This window comes from Rhizobium sp. P32RR-XVIII (genome assembly GCF_012641395.1).
GTDB lineage: Bacteria > Pseudomonadota > Alphaproteobacteria > Rhizobiales > Rhizobiaceae > Rhizobium.
Map to the genome: position 1 here is coordinate 251,030 of NZ_JABAIH010000005.1, position 14,475 is coordinate 265,504.

The 14,475-nt window shown below is 59.2% G+C and carries 13 protein-coding genes; 7 read left to right on the plus strand and 6 right to left on the minus strand.

All coding sequences use genetic code 11. From position 1 onward, the window contains the following. Positions 1 to 13 precede the first annotated feature (13 nt). On the plus strand, positions 14 to 388 hold the full coding sequence (locus HGP14_RS17170; RefSeq protein WP_168831069.1) for a gamma-butyrobetaine hydroxylase-like domain-containing protein: 375 nt from the start codon (positions 14 to 16) through the stop codon (positions 386 to 388). A gap of 29 nt (positions 389 to 417) precedes the next feature. After that, positions 418 to 1,608, plus strand: a complete 1,191-nt coding sequence (locus HGP14_RS17175) for a low temperature requirement protein A (protein ID WP_168831070.1) — start codon at positions 418 to 420, stop codon at positions 1,606 to 1,608. Between the two features lie 3 nt (positions 1,609 to 1,611). Here the strand turns inward: HGP14_RS17175 and HGP14_RS17180 are convergent, their stop codons facing one another. Continuing rightward, the gene (locus tag HGP14_RS17180; RefSeq protein ID WP_168831071.1) at positions 1,612 to 2,079 is read right to left on the minus strand and encodes a MarR family winged helix-turn-helix transcriptional regulator; all 468 of its coding nucleotides are present in this window, start codon (positions 2,077 to 2,079) and stop codon (positions 1,612 to 1,614) included. A gap of 45 nt (positions 2,080 to 2,124) precedes the next feature. Here HGP14_RS17180 and HGP14_RS17185 point away from each other — a divergent pair, with 45 nt between their 5' ends. Together HGP14_RS17185 and HGP14_RS17190 are read left to right on the plus strand one after the other, a co-directional pair. Next, entirely contained in the window at positions 2,125 to 3,078 is a 954-nt protein-coding gene (locus tag HGP14_RS17185) for an alpha/beta hydrolase (protein WP_168831072.1), read from the plus strand. A gap of 52 nt (positions 3,079 to 3,130) precedes the next feature. Beyond that, complete coding sequence (locus tag HGP14_RS17190) at positions 3,131 to 3,742, plus strand: pyridoxamine 5'-phosphate oxidase family protein (protein ID WP_168831073.1); 612 nt, start codon at positions 3,131 to 3,133, stop codon at positions 3,740 to 3,742. 30 nt (positions 3,743 to 3,772) lie between these two features. Here HGP14_RS17190 and HGP14_RS17195 read toward each other — a convergent pair whose 3' ends face one another. Then, positions 3,773 to 4,840, minus strand: coding sequence for a GGDEF domain-containing protein (locus HGP14_RS17195; protein ID WP_168831074.1), 1,068 nt, complete (start codon positions 4,838 to 4,840; stop codon positions 3,773 to 3,775). A gap of 354 nt (positions 4,841 to 5,194) precedes the next feature. Here HGP14_RS17195 and HGP14_RS17200 point away from each other — a divergent pair, with 354 nt between their 5' ends. Further along, positions 5,195 to 5,419 carry a hypothetical protein gene (locus tag HGP14_RS17200; protein WP_168830856.1) on the plus strand — a complete coding sequence of 75 codons (225 nt, stop codon included), beginning with the start codon at positions 5,195 to 5,197 and terminating at the stop codon, positions 5,417 to 5,419. 6 nt (positions 5,420 to 5,425) lie between these two features. Here HGP14_RS17200 and HGP14_RS17205 read toward each other — a convergent pair whose 3' ends face one another. Together HGP14_RS17205 and fumC are read right to left on the minus strand one after the other, a co-directional pair. Then, complete coding sequence (locus tag HGP14_RS17205) at positions 5,426 to 7,033, minus strand: fumarate hydratase (RefSeq protein ID WP_168831075.1); 1,608 nt, start codon at positions 7,031 to 7,033, stop codon at positions 5,426 to 5,428. 248 nt (positions 7,034 to 7,281) lie between these two features. Continuing rightward, positions 7,282 to 8,673 carry a class II fumarate hydratase gene (gene fumC / locus HGP14_RS17210; RefSeq protein ID WP_168831076.1) on the minus strand — a complete coding sequence of 464 codons (1,392 nt, stop codon included), beginning with the start codon at positions 8,671 to 8,673 and terminating at the stop codon, positions 7,282 to 7,284. A 396-nt stretch (positions 8,674 to 9,069) separates the two neighbouring features. On the opposite strand from fumC, the gene HGP14_RS17215 reads away from it, so the two are divergent. Both HGP14_RS17215 and HGP14_RS17220 read left to right on the plus strand, forming a co-directional pair. Then, positions 9,070 to 10,941 (plus strand): murein L,D-transpeptidase, encoded by a 1,872-nt coding sequence (locus HGP14_RS17215; protein WP_168831077.1) that lies wholly within the window; start codon positions 9,070 to 9,072, stop codon positions 10,939 to 10,941. A 392-nt stretch (positions 10,942 to 11,333) separates the two neighbouring features. Next, positions 11,334 to 11,990, plus strand: a complete 657-nt coding sequence (locus HGP14_RS17220; RefSeq protein ID WP_168831078.1) for a hypothetical protein — start codon at positions 11,334 to 11,336, stop codon at positions 11,988 to 11,990. A 217-nt stretch (positions 11,991 to 12,207) separates the two neighbouring features. Here the strand turns inward: HGP14_RS17220 and HGP14_RS17225 are convergent, their stop codons facing one another. Together HGP14_RS17225 and HGP14_RS17230 are read right to left on the minus strand one after the other, a co-directional pair. Further along, a complete protein-coding gene (locus HGP14_RS17225; RefSeq protein WP_168831079.1) occupies positions 12,208 to 13,392 on the minus strand; it encodes a GNAT family N-acetyltransferase in 1,185 nt (394 codons plus the stop codon). Positions 13,393 to 13,529: 137 nt separating this feature from the next. Further along, positions 13,530 to 14,471, minus strand: a complete 942-nt coding sequence (locus tag HGP14_RS17230; RefSeq protein WP_168831080.1) for a pyridoxamine 5'-phosphate oxidase family protein — start codon at positions 14,469 to 14,471, stop codon at positions 13,530 to 13,532. Positions 14,472 to 14,475: the final 4 nt, after the last annotated feature.

Genomic DNA, 14,475 nt, shown 5'->3' on the forward strand with positions numbered 1-14,475 from the left:
AATGGAGGGTGCGATGAGCGATATCTGGCCGACCGAACTGCGCGTATCCAAGGACCGGCAGCGCCTGACGGTGACGTTCGACGACGGCCAGAGCTTCGATCTTTCGGCCGAGATGCTGCGCGTCCTTTCGCCCTCGGCAGAAGTGCAGGGTCATGGGCCGGGACAGAAGCTGACCGTTCCAGGCAAGCGGAACGTCGCGATCATCTCGATGACGCCGACCGGCAATTACGCCGTGCGCATCGGCTTCGACGACATGCACGACACGGGCATCTATACCTGGACCTATCTGCGCGAGCTGGGCGATCGGGGCGTGGAGCTTTTTGCGGAGTACGAGGCCGAACTCACAGCCAAGGGCATGAGCCGCGACGTGGCGGAAAAGCCACGCTGACCGAACCACTGTGACCATCAGGGGGAAAAATGGTGGCGACCACAGGTAAGAACTGGCTTCGTTCGAAGGGAGGCCCAGCCGACAGCAAGGTCAGCTATCTCGAACTCTTCTTCGATCTGGTCTTCGTCTTCTCGATCTCCCAGCTTTCGCATGCGCTGGCAGCGCATTACACGCCGCTTGGAGCGGCCGAAGCGGCGCTGATGACCTTTGCCGTCTGGTGGGTCTGGATCTTTACCGCCTGGGTGACGAACTGGCTCGATCCGGAAAAGATGCCGGTGCGGGGCATGCTCGTGGTCCTCATGCTCCTCGGGCTGGTTCTCTCGGCTTCCATTCCCGAAGCCTTCGGCGACAAGGGGTTGCTTTTTGCCGCTGCCTACGTGCTGATGCAGGTCGGCCGGTCGCTGTTTACCGTTTACGCGATGAAGGGTTCCGGCGGCTCGAACTATGTGAATTTCGTCCGCATCACCACCTGGCTTGCGGTTGCCGGCGTGTTCTGGATCACCGGCGGGCTCCTGGAGCATGAGGCGCGGCTGATGGTCTGGGCGTTCGCACTCCTTATCGAATATATGGGTCCGGCCACCGGCTTCTTCGTGCCGGGCTCCGGCAGGTCGACGGCGGCCGACTGGGACGTGTCCGGCGCCCACATGGCGGAGCGCTGCGCGCTGTTCATCATCATCTGCCTCGGCGAGGCGATCCTCGTTTCCGGCCGCACTTTTTCCGAGCTGCCGTTCTCAGCGCTGACCGGCTTGGTCTTCGCAATCGGCTTCATCGGCACGGTTGCGATGTGGTGGCTTTATTTCCGGTTCGGGCATTCGCGTGCCGCACACCGGATCGAGCATGACGAGGCGCCGGGGCGTCTTGCGCGGCTGGCTTTCACCTATGCGCATATTCCGATTCTGGCCGGCATCATCGTGCATGCGGTGGCCGTCGAGTTCATGTTCTCGCATCCGCACGAGACGGACAATCTCGGGGTCATGGCCTCGGTTCTCGGCGGCTCGGGACTGTTCCTCGCAGGCAATCTCTGGTTCAAGGGCGCCACGAGTGGAAGGCCGCCGCTCTCACACTTGGCGGGCCTGGTTTTCCTGATCCTGCTTGCGTTTGCCGCGCCGTTCGCCGAGGTCTACGTCATGGGCATCCTGGCGGCGCTGGTATTGATCGTCGTTGCGGCCTGGGAATACCGGTCGCTTGCCGGTGCTCCCCAATCTGAGACGATTCACTAATCGTCAGTCTTCGTCGCGCAAATCCTGCTGCAGCACGCCGATGATGCGTTCCATGGAACTCGCCATCGCCATGCACTGGTCGATCGGCTCGGGGGAAAGCACCCGGTCGATCAGATCGGTCTGGATCACCATGGCGCGCTCGGTGACGCTGCGGCCTTCCTCCGTCAGGTAAAGCCGCAGCACGCGTTTGTCCTTGTCGTCGCCGCGGCGTTCGATCAGGCCGCGCTTTTCCATCTGTGGCAGCAGCATGCTCATGTTGGAGCGGCCGACGAGCAGCTTTCGGGCAAGCTCCTGCTGGGAGATGCCCTCGAAGCGATAGAGATTGATCAGGATATCGAGATGCGGGGTCTTGATGTCGAGGTCCGCCAGCGAACGGCCCAAGGACTGCTGCATCAACTGGCAGGCACGGGCAACCGCGATCCAGCTGCGGAAGCGCGGATGATCCCAGGGTAGGGATTGATTTTTGTTCATCGTTGTACTTTATTGTTCAGTGTTGAACATTATTGGATTCCCACTATGCCAAACTTTACGCTGAAGGTCACCCGCCTCGGATTTTCGCTGCTGCAGTCAGTTTCGCCGGGTCTTGCGGGCAAGGCGGCCTTCCGGCTCTTCTGCCGGACGCCGTCCGCAAAACCCAAGGGGGAAAAGGCAAAGACGACACACGCAGCCGGACGGGCGTTCCTGCAGTCGGCGGAACGCATCGAGCTTCGGCTACCGGGAGGGCGGCGCGCGCATGCCTACCGGGTGAACGGCGGCGCAGCCGGCAAGCGGCAGCGGTATCTGGTGACGCATGGCTGGGGATCGAGCATGGACTACATGGCCGGTCTGATCGGCGCGCTCGCGGAGAGCGGCGCCGAGGTGATCGGCGTGGATTTTCCAGGACACGGGCGCGCCGGCGGGCGCTTTCTGCACATGGGGCTTGCCGTGCAGACCATTGCCGCCGCCGAGGCGCGGTTTGGCGCCTTTGACGCGGCGGTCGGCCATTCCTTCGGCGGAGCAGCATTGATGGTTTCGGCCGCCGGCATGCTGTCGGAGGTCGCCGCGCTTTCGGTCGGAAGGATCGTGACGATCGGTTCGCCGAGCGAGATGAAATGGCTGTTTACCGGCTTCGGCAGAATGATCGGGCTCGGAAGGGCGGCCCAGGCCGTACTCGAGGGCGAGGTGCATCGCCTTACCGGCCGCAGACTTGAGGAGTTCGATGCGGGAAGGGCGGCCGGAACAATGGCAAGGCCGGTGCTCGTGATCCACGCCGAGGACGACAAGGAGGTGAGCGCTGGTCATGCGCGGCGCTATGCAGCATCTGGCGGGAACGTACGGCTCCTCTGGGCGAACGGCTTCGGCCACCGGCGGATCGTCAGCGCCGAGCCGGTGCTTTCGGCAATCCAAAGTTTCCTCGCGGATGATCTCATAAAAAAAGATGCTGAGATCATTCCGCTTTTTGACCTTCCGGCGAAGCGCGCGTCATTGTAGCGTCACCTTAGGCGGCTAATGGCCGGCCTTTGACAGCGCGGGCAGGGCAATCATGAAGATCATCAGCACGGTCGAGGAACTCAGCGAGATCTACGCCGGAGGCCTCACACAGGCCTCCGTTGCCAAGGTGACGAAGGTGCTGACGCCGCTCTACCGGCAGATGATCGAAGCTTCGCCCTTCATGGCGCTTGCGACAGTGGGGCCTGAGGGGCTCGATTGCTCACCGCGCGGTGACATCGGCGGCGTGGTACGCGTGATCGATGAAAAGACAGTGCACCTGCCTGACTGGCGCGGCAACAATCGCGTCGATTCGCTTTCGAACATCGTGCGCGATCCGCGGCTTGCGCTGATGTTCCTGGTGCCGGGTTCGAACACGACGATGCGTATCAACGGCCGCGGCGTCGTTTCGAACGACGACGCGCTGCTCGGAAGCTTCGAGATGGATGGCAAGCATCCGCGAACCGTGGTGGTGATCACGATCGACGAGGTTTACTTCCAGTGCGCCCGCGCGCTGATCCGATCGCAGCTCTGGAACCCTGAGAATTTCGTCGATCCGGCTACCTTGCCGACGCCCGGCCAGATGCTGAAGGCCGCGACGGGGGATTTCGATCACGAGACCTACGACCGCGAATGGGCGGGCCGTGCGGCGAAGACGATGTGGTAGGCAAGCGTCATCGGCTGGTGACGCTTGGGACTAGGCCTTGTAGATCAGCCAGCTCTTGGTGAAGTCCTTCTGCATGCCTTCCTGGTAGAGGATGCTGCAGTTGCGGCCGGCATTCTTCGCACCATAGAGGGCAATGTCGGTCTTGTAGTAAAGTTCGCCCGGATCGTCGGCGTGCGATGCCATGCAGACGCCCATGGAAACGGTGACGGGGCCGTAGTTCACGCGGGTGCGCGAATTCTTGAACGGCGTTGCCTCGAGCGTGCGGCGGATGCGCTCCGCCATGTGCATGACCTCTTCCGAAGTATTGCCATCGACGATCAGCGCAAACTCTTCGCCGCCGGCACGAGCGACGAACACATCGCGACGCACATTGGCGCGGATAACCGAAGCGACGGTCGCAAGGATCTTGTCGCCGACGGGATGACCGTAGGTGTCGTTGATTTTCTTGAAGTTGTCGATATCGGCAAGCACCAGAGCGGTGACGGGCTTCAATGCCGGATTGTCGAAAACGGCAGCGAGACGATCGTCGAAGGCGCGGCGGTTGGAAAGGCGCGTCAACGAGTCGGTATTGGCGATGCGCTTGTATTCATCGAGTTCCTTGCGGACCCGGTCCATTTCCTGCGAGCGCTGGACGACATCCTCGACCGTTCTTTCGCCATGTGCCATCGTATCGCCGGTTGCTTCGGTGAGCAGCGTAATGGCGTTTTCGATGAGTTCGGCGCTGGCGGCGCTCTTGGAGTTCATGCGCTTGCAGGTTTCGCCAAGCAGCTTGTTGTAGCTTTCGAGCGACGTCTGCTCCTGGCGCAGAACGCGCAGAAGGCCATCAAGCTCGCCGGTGATGCGGCTGTGGGCATCATCGAAGATACGGGTCGGCGAATGAGTGAAGTACTGCGCGCCAAGCGCATCGAGTTCCTGCTGGGTAGCCTGGCCGCCGAGGGCAGCGAGTTCGCGCGTCAGGGCAGGGTTGGAGCCGATATAGGCCTCATAGAAGAGCTCGTAATTGCGCGGGATGGGCGCGACTCCCATTGAGCGCATGGCATAGGTGATCTGACCTGCCACATCCGGAACCTGCGCTTTTGGCGCTGCAGCCGCAGTCATTCGGCATACTCCTCAATGAGATTTCAAAGGCAATCTTCTATTGGTTAGCTTAAATTCGTTGGGAAAGTATTAAAGAGATATATACCAAAGATGAGATGTGATTATTGCGGTTGCATTGCGCCGAAATACTATACCATTGAAATACAACGGGAATATGAATATCCCTCATATATGGCATTGTGTCCGCGGGAACCCGTTTTGCAAATTTTACGAGAATTGCTGGCGTAAACCGTCTTCAACTGTCGTCATTTTGTTGACAGTCGGTGTTGGAATTCCGCTCTTCTGTAAACGATGAAGACGGCGCACATTCCTTCTCAACGGACCGGGAGCGGTCCAAACAGAAGGCATGAGATCATGGTAACGTCTCGTCATACATCGCCGGCCATCCTCGCCGCCGCCGTTATCGCCGGCTCTCTATTCCTGCTGCAGGACAGCGGGTTTTTCGACGGTGCGTTTCGCACCGACATTCTTGCCAGCGTCAACTCCGGAGACTCGCTGAGCGTCGGTAACGTTCAGGCGCTAGGCGGTATGGCTACCGCCCAGCAGATCGATCGGCAGAAGACGGGCGCCGTCCATTGACGGCGCTCAGCCGAGATTGAGTTCCTGGAAGAAGTCGTTGCCCTTGTCGTCAATGACGATGAAAGCCGGGAAATCCTCAACCTCGATCTTCCAGACGGCTTCCATGCCAAGTTCCGGATATTCCAGCACCTCGACCTTCTTGATGCAGTCCTGCGCCAGGCGTGCGGCAGGGCCGCCGATGGAGCCGAGATAGAAGCCGCCATGCTTCTTGCAGGCTTCGCGCACGGCGCGCGAGCGGTTGCCCTTGGCGAGCATCACCATCGAGCCGCCGAAGGACTGGAACTGGTCGACGTAGCTATCCATGCGGCCGGCCGTGGTCGGGCCGAACGAGCCCGAGGCGTAACCGGCGGGGGTTTTCGCAGGCCCCGCATAGTAGACCGGATGGTTCTTCATGTATTCCGGCATGCCTTCACCCTTTTCAAGGCGTTCGCGGATCTTTGCATGGGCCAGATCGCGGGCGACGATGATCGTTCCGGTCAGCGACAGGCGAGTCTTCACCGGATGCTTCGACAGTTCCGCAAGGATGCCGGCCATCGGTTGGCTGAGGTCGATGCGGACCATGGAGTCCGAAAGCTTGGACTGATCGGTCTCCGGCATATACTTGGACGGATCCGTCTCGAGCTGTTCGACGAAGATGCCTTCGCGTGTGATCTTGCCCTTGGCCTGACGGTCGGCGGAGCAGGAGACACCGAGGCCGATCGGCAGCGAGGCACCGTGGCGCGGCAGGCGGATGACGCGCACGTCATGACAGAAATACTTTCCGCCGAACTGCGCGCCGACGCCCATCTGCTGAGTCAGCTTATGGATTTCCTTCTCCATTTCGACATCGCGGAAGGCATGGCCGCTTTCGGAGCCTTCGGTCGGTAGATCGTCGAGGTAGCGCGTCGAGGCGAGCTTGACGGTCTTCAGGTTCATTTCAGCCGAGGTGCCGCCGATGACGATTGCCAGATGGTAGGGGGGACAGGCTGCCGTACCCAGCGTCAGGATCTTCTCCTTAAGGAAGTCGATCATCCGGTCATGCGTCAAAAGCGACGGCGTGCCCTGGTAGAGGAAGGTCTTGTTGGCCGAGCCGCCGCCCTTGGCGACGAACAGGAAATCGAAGGAATCGACGCCTTCCTCGTAGATGTCGATCTGGGCGGGCAGGTTGTTCTTGGTGTTCTTTTCCTCGAACATCTTGAGGGGCGCGAGCTGCGAATAGCGCAGGTTCTTCTTCTCGTAAGCGTCCATGACACCCTTGGCGAGCGCTGCGTAGTCGCCGCCTTCGGTCCAGACCCGGCGGCCCTTCTTGCCCATGATGATCGCCGTGCCGGTATCCTGGCACATGGGCAGCACGCCGCCGGCGGCAATGTTGGCATTCTTCAGAAGGTCGTATGCCACGAAGCGGTCGTTGTCGGTGGCTTCCGGATCGTCGAGGATGGAGGCGAGCTGCTGCAGATGGCCGGGGCGCAGCAGATGGTTGATGTCGGCAAAGGCGGTTTCGGCCAGGAGGCGCATGCCCTCGGGTTCAACCGTCAGGATGTCCTGACCCTTGAAGCTGTCGACAGAGACGTAGTCGCTGCTGATCTTGCGGTAAGGAGTGTTGTCATTGCCGAGCGGGAAAAGATCGTCAGCCATCAAATGGACCTTTCTTGGGAACGGGCATCACGCAGTCGGGGACGGTCTAAATCCCGGCGGATGGAAATGCAATTGGCAGCGATCATGAGGCCCGCTCGCGCGACAAAAAGCCCGCCCGGCATGACCGGGCCCAACCCAGCCGACCAAAAGGCGAAAGGCTCGCGATTGACCTCTGCGAGCCTTTTTCGTTTTTGTGTAGCGATTTCGCCTGCCGGACGACTTGGGGAGCGGGATGGGACCGCCGAAGGCTATTTCGGGCCGATCATCTGCTCGGGGCGAACGATCTCGTCATATTGCTCGGCCGTGACAAGGCCGCTTGCGAGCGCTTCTTCCTTCAAGGTCGTGCCATTCTTGTGGGCGGTCTTGGCGATCTTGGCGGCGTTGTCGTAGCCGATTGTCGGGGCAAGCGCGGTCACGAGCATGAGCGAGCGTTCCAGCCCGGCCTTGATATTATCCTCACGCGCTTCGATGCCGACGACGCAATTGTCGGTGAAGGAGATGGCCGCATCGCCGAGAAGCTGGACGGACTGCAGGAAGTTATAGGCCATTATCGGATTGTAAACGTTAAGCTCGAAATGACCCTGGCTGCCGGCGAAGGTGAGGGCGGCGTGATTGCCGAAGACCTGGGCGCAGACCTGGGTCATGGCCTCGCACTGCGTCGGGTTGACCTTGCCGGGCATGATCGATGAACCCGGCTCATTTTCCGGCAGCGCCAGTTCCCCGAGCCCGGCACGCGGGCCGGAGCCGAGCAGGCGGATATCATTGGCGATCTTGAAAAGGGCGGCAGCCGCCGCGTTGATCGCGCCGTGGCTGAAGACCATGCCGTCATGCGAGGCGAGCGCCTCGAACTTGTTGGGTGCCGTGACGAAGGGCATGTCGGTGATCCCGGCGATCTCCTCCGCCACCTTCTCGGCAAAGCCGACCGGTGCATTCAAGCCGGTGCCGACGGCGGTGCCGCCCTGCGCCAGTTCGCAGAGCCCGGGAAGCGTCAGTTCGATCCGCTTGATCGCCGCGCCGACCTGGGCAGCATAGCCGGAGAATTCCTGCCCGAGCGTCAGCGGCGTTGCATCCTGGGTATGCGTGCGGCCGATCTTGATGATGTGGCTGAACTCGACGACCTTCATGTCGAGCGCGGCATGCAGGTGTTTCAGGGCCGGCAGCAGATGATGGGTGATCTGCTCGGCGCAGGCGATATGCATCGCCGTCGGATAGGTGTCGTTGGACGACTGGCTCATGTTCACGTGGTCGTTCGGATGAACGGGTTTCTTCGAGCCCATGACGCCGCCGAGCATTTCGATCGCGCGGTTCGAAATCACCTCGTTGGCATTCATGTTGGACTGCGTGCCGGAGCCGGTCTGCCAGACGACGAGCGGGAAATGGTCATCGAGCTTGCCGTCAATGACTTCCTGAGCCGCGTCGACGATTGCCTTGCCGATCGCCGGATCGAGCTGGCCGAGTTCCATGTTCACCTGAGCGGCGGCCTGCTTGACGATGCCAAGGGCGCGGACGATCGACAGCGGCTGCTTCTCCCAACCGATCTTGAAATTGCCGAGCGAGCGTTGCGCCTGCGCTCCCCAGTATCGGTCGCTCGGCACGTCAATGGGGCCAAAGGTATCTGTTTCGGTACGGGTCGGTGTCATGGCATGCCTTCCTGTCGCAGGCGCCGAGGCGCGTTTGTCCGAGGACGATATAGGTCCGAACGGCTTCGCGGAAAACCGGTTTTCACAACATGAGAGCGCCTTAAGGCAGGCCCGTCGTGATTTTTATGACACTACCGAAACTTTATGCGCGGGGAGTGCGTTTCGGTCGCATGGTAACCCGGCGGAATTCGGTAAAAAATTAACTAATAATTTCATAATTTTGTGTGAACTAATCCTTGCCGGCGCGATTTATTGCGTAACATTAAGTTGTGCCGGAGCGACTGGTGCTCGAGGCCGGTTTCTGCCAATGGACCGGAAAAAGCCAGGCTATTTGAATTTTGAAGCGGGCTGTTCTGCCCGTGCCTAAGACAGCGTGATATTGGGACTGGAAGAAGCATGACATCGTTTTTCAAGGGTGCGGTTTCCGCACTGGCACTTTCCTGTGGCGTTGCGGCAATGGCCGCGCCCGCGCATGCCTATACGCTGATGGATCTGTTCCGCGGCCATCGGGAGCGCCCCCAGAGCACAATGTTCGGTACCCCGCGTCCTTATCAGCCGATGCCAGGCGATGCGCAGTCCGCTCCGCTGCCGAAGGTCACCGGTCCGCGCTACTATACCTACAAGCCGGATGCGATGCGTTTCGTCGATCTCGCCAAAGCGGCCGACCCGATGGTGACGGGGGCGGTTGCATCTGTTTCCGATCAGCCGGCCGTGGCGCCGGTGGTAGAGCGTCAGTTTCTGATCGAAGCGAAGGTGCGCGCCGATGTGAATGTCGCACAGGCGCTCGAGACCTATTACGGCAATGCCAAGAACCCCTTTGTCTGGTTGACCGGCACCGAGATCAACGACCGCGCCAAGGCGGCGATGAACCTCCTCGCCGGCGTCGGTTCGGTCGGCCTCGACCCAGCCGACTATGCTGTCGAGCAGCCGGCGATCGATCCCGCCAACCCCGATCCGGCCACCCGCGACCGCGCGCTCGCACAATTCGAGCTGCAGCTTTCATCGAAGGTGCTCGCCTATGTCCAGGATACGGTGCGCGGCCGTGTCGATCCGAACAAGCTTTCCGGCTACCACGACTTCAAGCGCAAGGTGGTCAATCTCGATCCGGTTCTGAAGCTCGCGCGCCTGAGCCCCGATGTCGGCGCCTATCTGGGCAGCCGCACGCCTGATGGCCCGCAGTTCGCTGCGCTGAAAGCGGAGCTTGCCAAGCTTAATGCTGAAACGGGTGGCGACGAACCGATCACCATCTCGCTCGATGGGGTGCTGCACCCGGGCGAGAGCTCGCCTGAAGTCGCCAATATCGTCAAGGTGATCGGCAAGCATGGCTCAGAGGCGTTGAAGACGCAGCACGCTGCGACGCTTGCCGCCTACACCGGCGACCCCGAATACTCGCCGGAGCTGGTTTCGCTGGTCGAAGATTTCCAGAAGGAACACAATCTGAAGGCGGATGGTGTGGTCGGCCAGGCGACCGTTCGCGTGATGACGGGCGGCGACAGCAACGCCTCGAAGATCGAAAAGCTGAATGTTGCCATGGAGCAGGCGCGCTGGCTGCCGGACGATCTCGGCTCGCGCTACGTCTTCATCAATCAGCCGGCCTTCATGGTCTACTACCACAACGACAACAAGGAACAGTTGTCGATGCGCGTGGTGGTCGGCCAGAAAGAGCACCAGACCTATTTCTTCCAGGATCAGATCGAGACTGTCGAGTTCAATCCGTTCTGGGGCGTTCCGCAATCGATTATCATCAACGAGATGCTGCCGAAGCTGCGCGCCGATCCGAACTACCTCGATCGCATGGGTTATGAAGTGGCGGTCAACGGTCGCGCTGTTCCGTCTTCCAGCGTCGATTGGTACGGTTCGACAGCCAATGTTTCCGTGCGCCAGCCGCCGAGCGGTGACAATGCACTGGGTGAGCTGAAGATCCTGTTCCCGAACAGCCATGCGATCTACATGCATGACACGCCCTCGAAGAGCTTCTTCAAGCGCGACATGCGGGCGCTGAGCCACGGTTGCGTGCGTCTTGCCGATCCGCGCGCCATGGCGGCCGCCGTGCTCAACACGACCGTTGCGGATGTTGCGAAGCAGATCGCGACGGGTCAGAACAAGGCCGTGTCCGTGCCGCAGAAAATCCCGGTCTATATCTCCTACTTCACGGCCTGGCCGAACAGGGATGGCGTCGTTGAATACTTCAACGATGTCTATGACCGCGATTCCTACGTCGAGAAGGCTTTCGACGCGACGACCAAGGCGCGAGAAGCCCAGATCTGAGCCTCCTCAGACGGAATTCAAAAGGCGGTCTTCGGGCCGCCTTTTCTTTTTGTGATGAAAGTTGATGTTGTTTCGTGATCGGAGACCAAGACTCTCGCAAGAATGCCTAGCGAATTGTGCGGTGTTCCTTAAGTGCTATTGTCAACATATGCGAAACGTGGTTGGGCGTGCCCGGTGGATAGCGAAGGTATTCGCTTGTTCGCCCAGTAACTCTTATGAATTACTGTTTTCCTTCTCTAACAGCATGTATATCAAATTGCATTGCCTGATCTGAACGGCGCTTGCAGGTGGCGAATGGTTGGCATGGCGCGACCGCGCCTTGATCAGCTTCTATCAGACTGCCGTGATGAACACAGACGATCCGAATGCTTCGAGTTCTTTGGAGAAGGAGAATGCCAATGGTTCGCGGTCTGCAATTGTTCGCTATCCTCGCCCTTTCCCTGGTGCCTGCAATGTCATGGGGGCAAGACAAGCAATCGGCGCCCGCCCATGTTCCGTTACAAAAGACAATTGGACAGGCGAAACCTGAAATCGTTCCGTCGCTGATCGTTCTGAACTCCGACGGTGCGAGCTTAGCCGGGCAGACATTGACGCTGAACGGCGTCTCGACCAACGCAATCATCTTTGCCGATCGCCCGGTACGATCCGCGGGACATGCATTGACCATGCATCTCATTGAAGAATGGGCGGACGGCAGCGACAGCTTCGGGAAGGACCCGCCGAATGCAACCGTATCCGCCTTCAGCAAAGACGGAGCGACGATACGGGATGCAGTCGTGGTGCTGAAATCTCCCAAGCTGGAGGGCGAGCAACTGACCTTCGCTGTCGAGGTTTTGGAAGGAAGCCTCGATGGCGCTGACGGTCCGGCTTCCGTCTTCATCGACATCATCGGAATGCCGCGTACACCGCTGTCTTACGCAGGTGTCGCGCGCCGGACCGCTGCGCGCGGCGCCTGGTATGCAGGTGCTGCCGCCGCTGCAGAGACTTACCCGTACTACCGTCCGTACGCGCCACGCTGCGGCTACTACCCCTATCCGCCCTGCTATTGAGAGCCCACTGCAGGCGGTCTTCGGGCCGCCTTTTTCTATTCACGGGGTCGAGCGTTGGATGTCATGCCGCGAACGGCAATTCATCGCGGCCCTAAGCGGCCATTCGCAAGCAAGGCCTCACAATTCTTAATGCAGCCGATCAAGCGCCGTAATAGAGATCTTACGCGCAGGTCGCAGCCGTCCGTGATGTCTCCGGCGACCAGGGGCGAGCTTTCGATTAAGCAGCGTTTGCCAGGTCAGCCTGTCGCTTCTTACGCTCGGCCAGGTGCGTGATCGTCTCGCACTTCAAACGCCACAGTTGTGTGGCCGTGTTTCCGATCAACGTTTGTGGGACATGATAGCTTGCCAGATCGTTCTTGACGTTTCTCGACCAAAACAATTTATACGGCTCATTGCCGGCGCCAAAATCTACGTTCAGACGCTTTTCAAAAACGATCTTCATCCAAAATTCGTCCAGCACAAATCCAGGTGAATATTTCGCATATTGTGGGTCTGAATGGAACGCCGCAATAATCAGATCCATATGCGATACGGAGTAAGATGCCAGTTTCAATGCAATCGGTACTTTATCGATTACGATGGCGTAGATGCGCATCATTTGGATATTGTCGGGATCTGTGATCCACTTGCGCACAAAGTTTCGATATTCTTTTGACGTTATCCAGGGCCCGCGTTTGCCGACCCTCTCAGACCATATTTTCTTCTGAGTGAACATCCACTCCATGAGTTCGATTGCATAGGTTGGATCGGTAACGGGATCGACTTCGATAAACTCGAAGTTGCCCATTTCAGAAAGCCTTTTCCGCTTCCGATTAAGCTGTTGGCGGGAGTTTGCACCGATTATCTTGGCATATGCATCCCAATTCGTCTGGTCCTGCAAATCGGCGAAAGGTGCGATGTCGGGCTCGCAGCCGAGGTTTCGCTTGCTTTTGATCAAGTGATCAAGAGTCGATCCAACCTTAACACATGGCATGCGGACAATATCGACCTTGGACAATTGCTCGATTGTCCGCCACGCCAACTTGAGGTTCTCTTGGTAATTCGACTGAGGATCAACCAGAACGTCCGTGGTTTGTCCAGCATCCGGCCCGAGCGGACGCATCATCCAGCATGGACCATTGCGATACCTTACCAGAGGAAAGACAAGGACCATCTTGCCTTTTTCGCGAACAACGATGCAGAAGAGTGAACGTCCGGCTGGGCGAGAAATTTCGTTCCAGCTATGGTAGGCGGTTGAATAACTTTGATAAAAGGAACCTTTGGCTTTAAGCCACAGTTCGTTCCATTCACGTTCCAGCTCTGTCATCTGGCTAATATCGGTAATGACGACGCAGCTTTTATCAGTAAAGCCGTTTACATCAAGTGCTTTCATCTTTAAATTAAGTAATGAACGCAATCGCATTATGTTTTCTTCAATTTATCTGTAAATTTTATATGCGTAATGTATGCATAGCAACGCTTTGGTTTTATTTTACACCACGACTCAATGGCTTGTAATAAAAGCTTTTCTGCGTGGTTAATAGATATGCGCTTGGAGGCCTACCAGGTGCCGGTGGCCAGCGTGAATGGCGACCATTCGACCAGATCGTAACGAATGGGCAGGGCGTCGGCACGCCACACGATCCGGCGCGGACGGAAACGCCAGTAGCGCTCGGCACCTTCGAGGGATCGGGCGCCGGCGTGCTCGAGGCAGAGTTCCGCATCGCCGGTCATCTGCAAGAGACTGCCGGTCGAGAAATCCGGGAAGACAAGCCCGGCACGTGGATTGAGCGCGATGTTGCCGAGCGTATTGAAGAAGCGGTTTCCGGCGAAGTCCGGGATCGTCAGCCAGCCGTCCTCGCCGATTTGTACGAAGCCCGCGCGTCCGCCGCGGTGGGAAACGTCCACCTGCCGGCCCCCGCGAAGGTCGGCATAGGTCGCGACGAAAAACGTGTCCGCCTGCCGTACCAATGCGCGGGCGGCAGCGTCGAGCGCAGAACTCTCCCGAGGGGGCACCGAAGACAGGACCGCCGGATCACGAACGAACCGGAATTGCCGGAGCTGGATATATTTCGGGCAGTTTCCGAAGCTCTGTTCGACGGAAAGGTCGAAGCCATGCGCATGCCGGTGCACTGTGCCATTCAGCCGGTTGCGGCGCCGCGTGCCGAGGTCGATGCCAAGCAGGGCGAGCGAGGCGCCGTCGTCCATGCCAGCTTCCGCAGGATCGGCGATATCCCTGTTCAACGCGACGGAGAGCCTGCTGGAATCCGGCGCATGCAGGAAGCCCGCCGGCCCGGAGCGAAGCGTGGCCCAGACATTGCCGTCCTCGTCCACTGATCCCAGAACCACCATCTGCAGCAGGGGATAGAATTCCCTGTGCTGGTCGATCAGGTGGTCGCGCAGGACGCGGCGGCCGATCTCGTCCATTCGCGCTTCAACGCCGTACTGTTTCTGCAGAGCGATTTCGCCTTGATGCCATGGCGATGCTAGCAAGGTCTCCATTGCA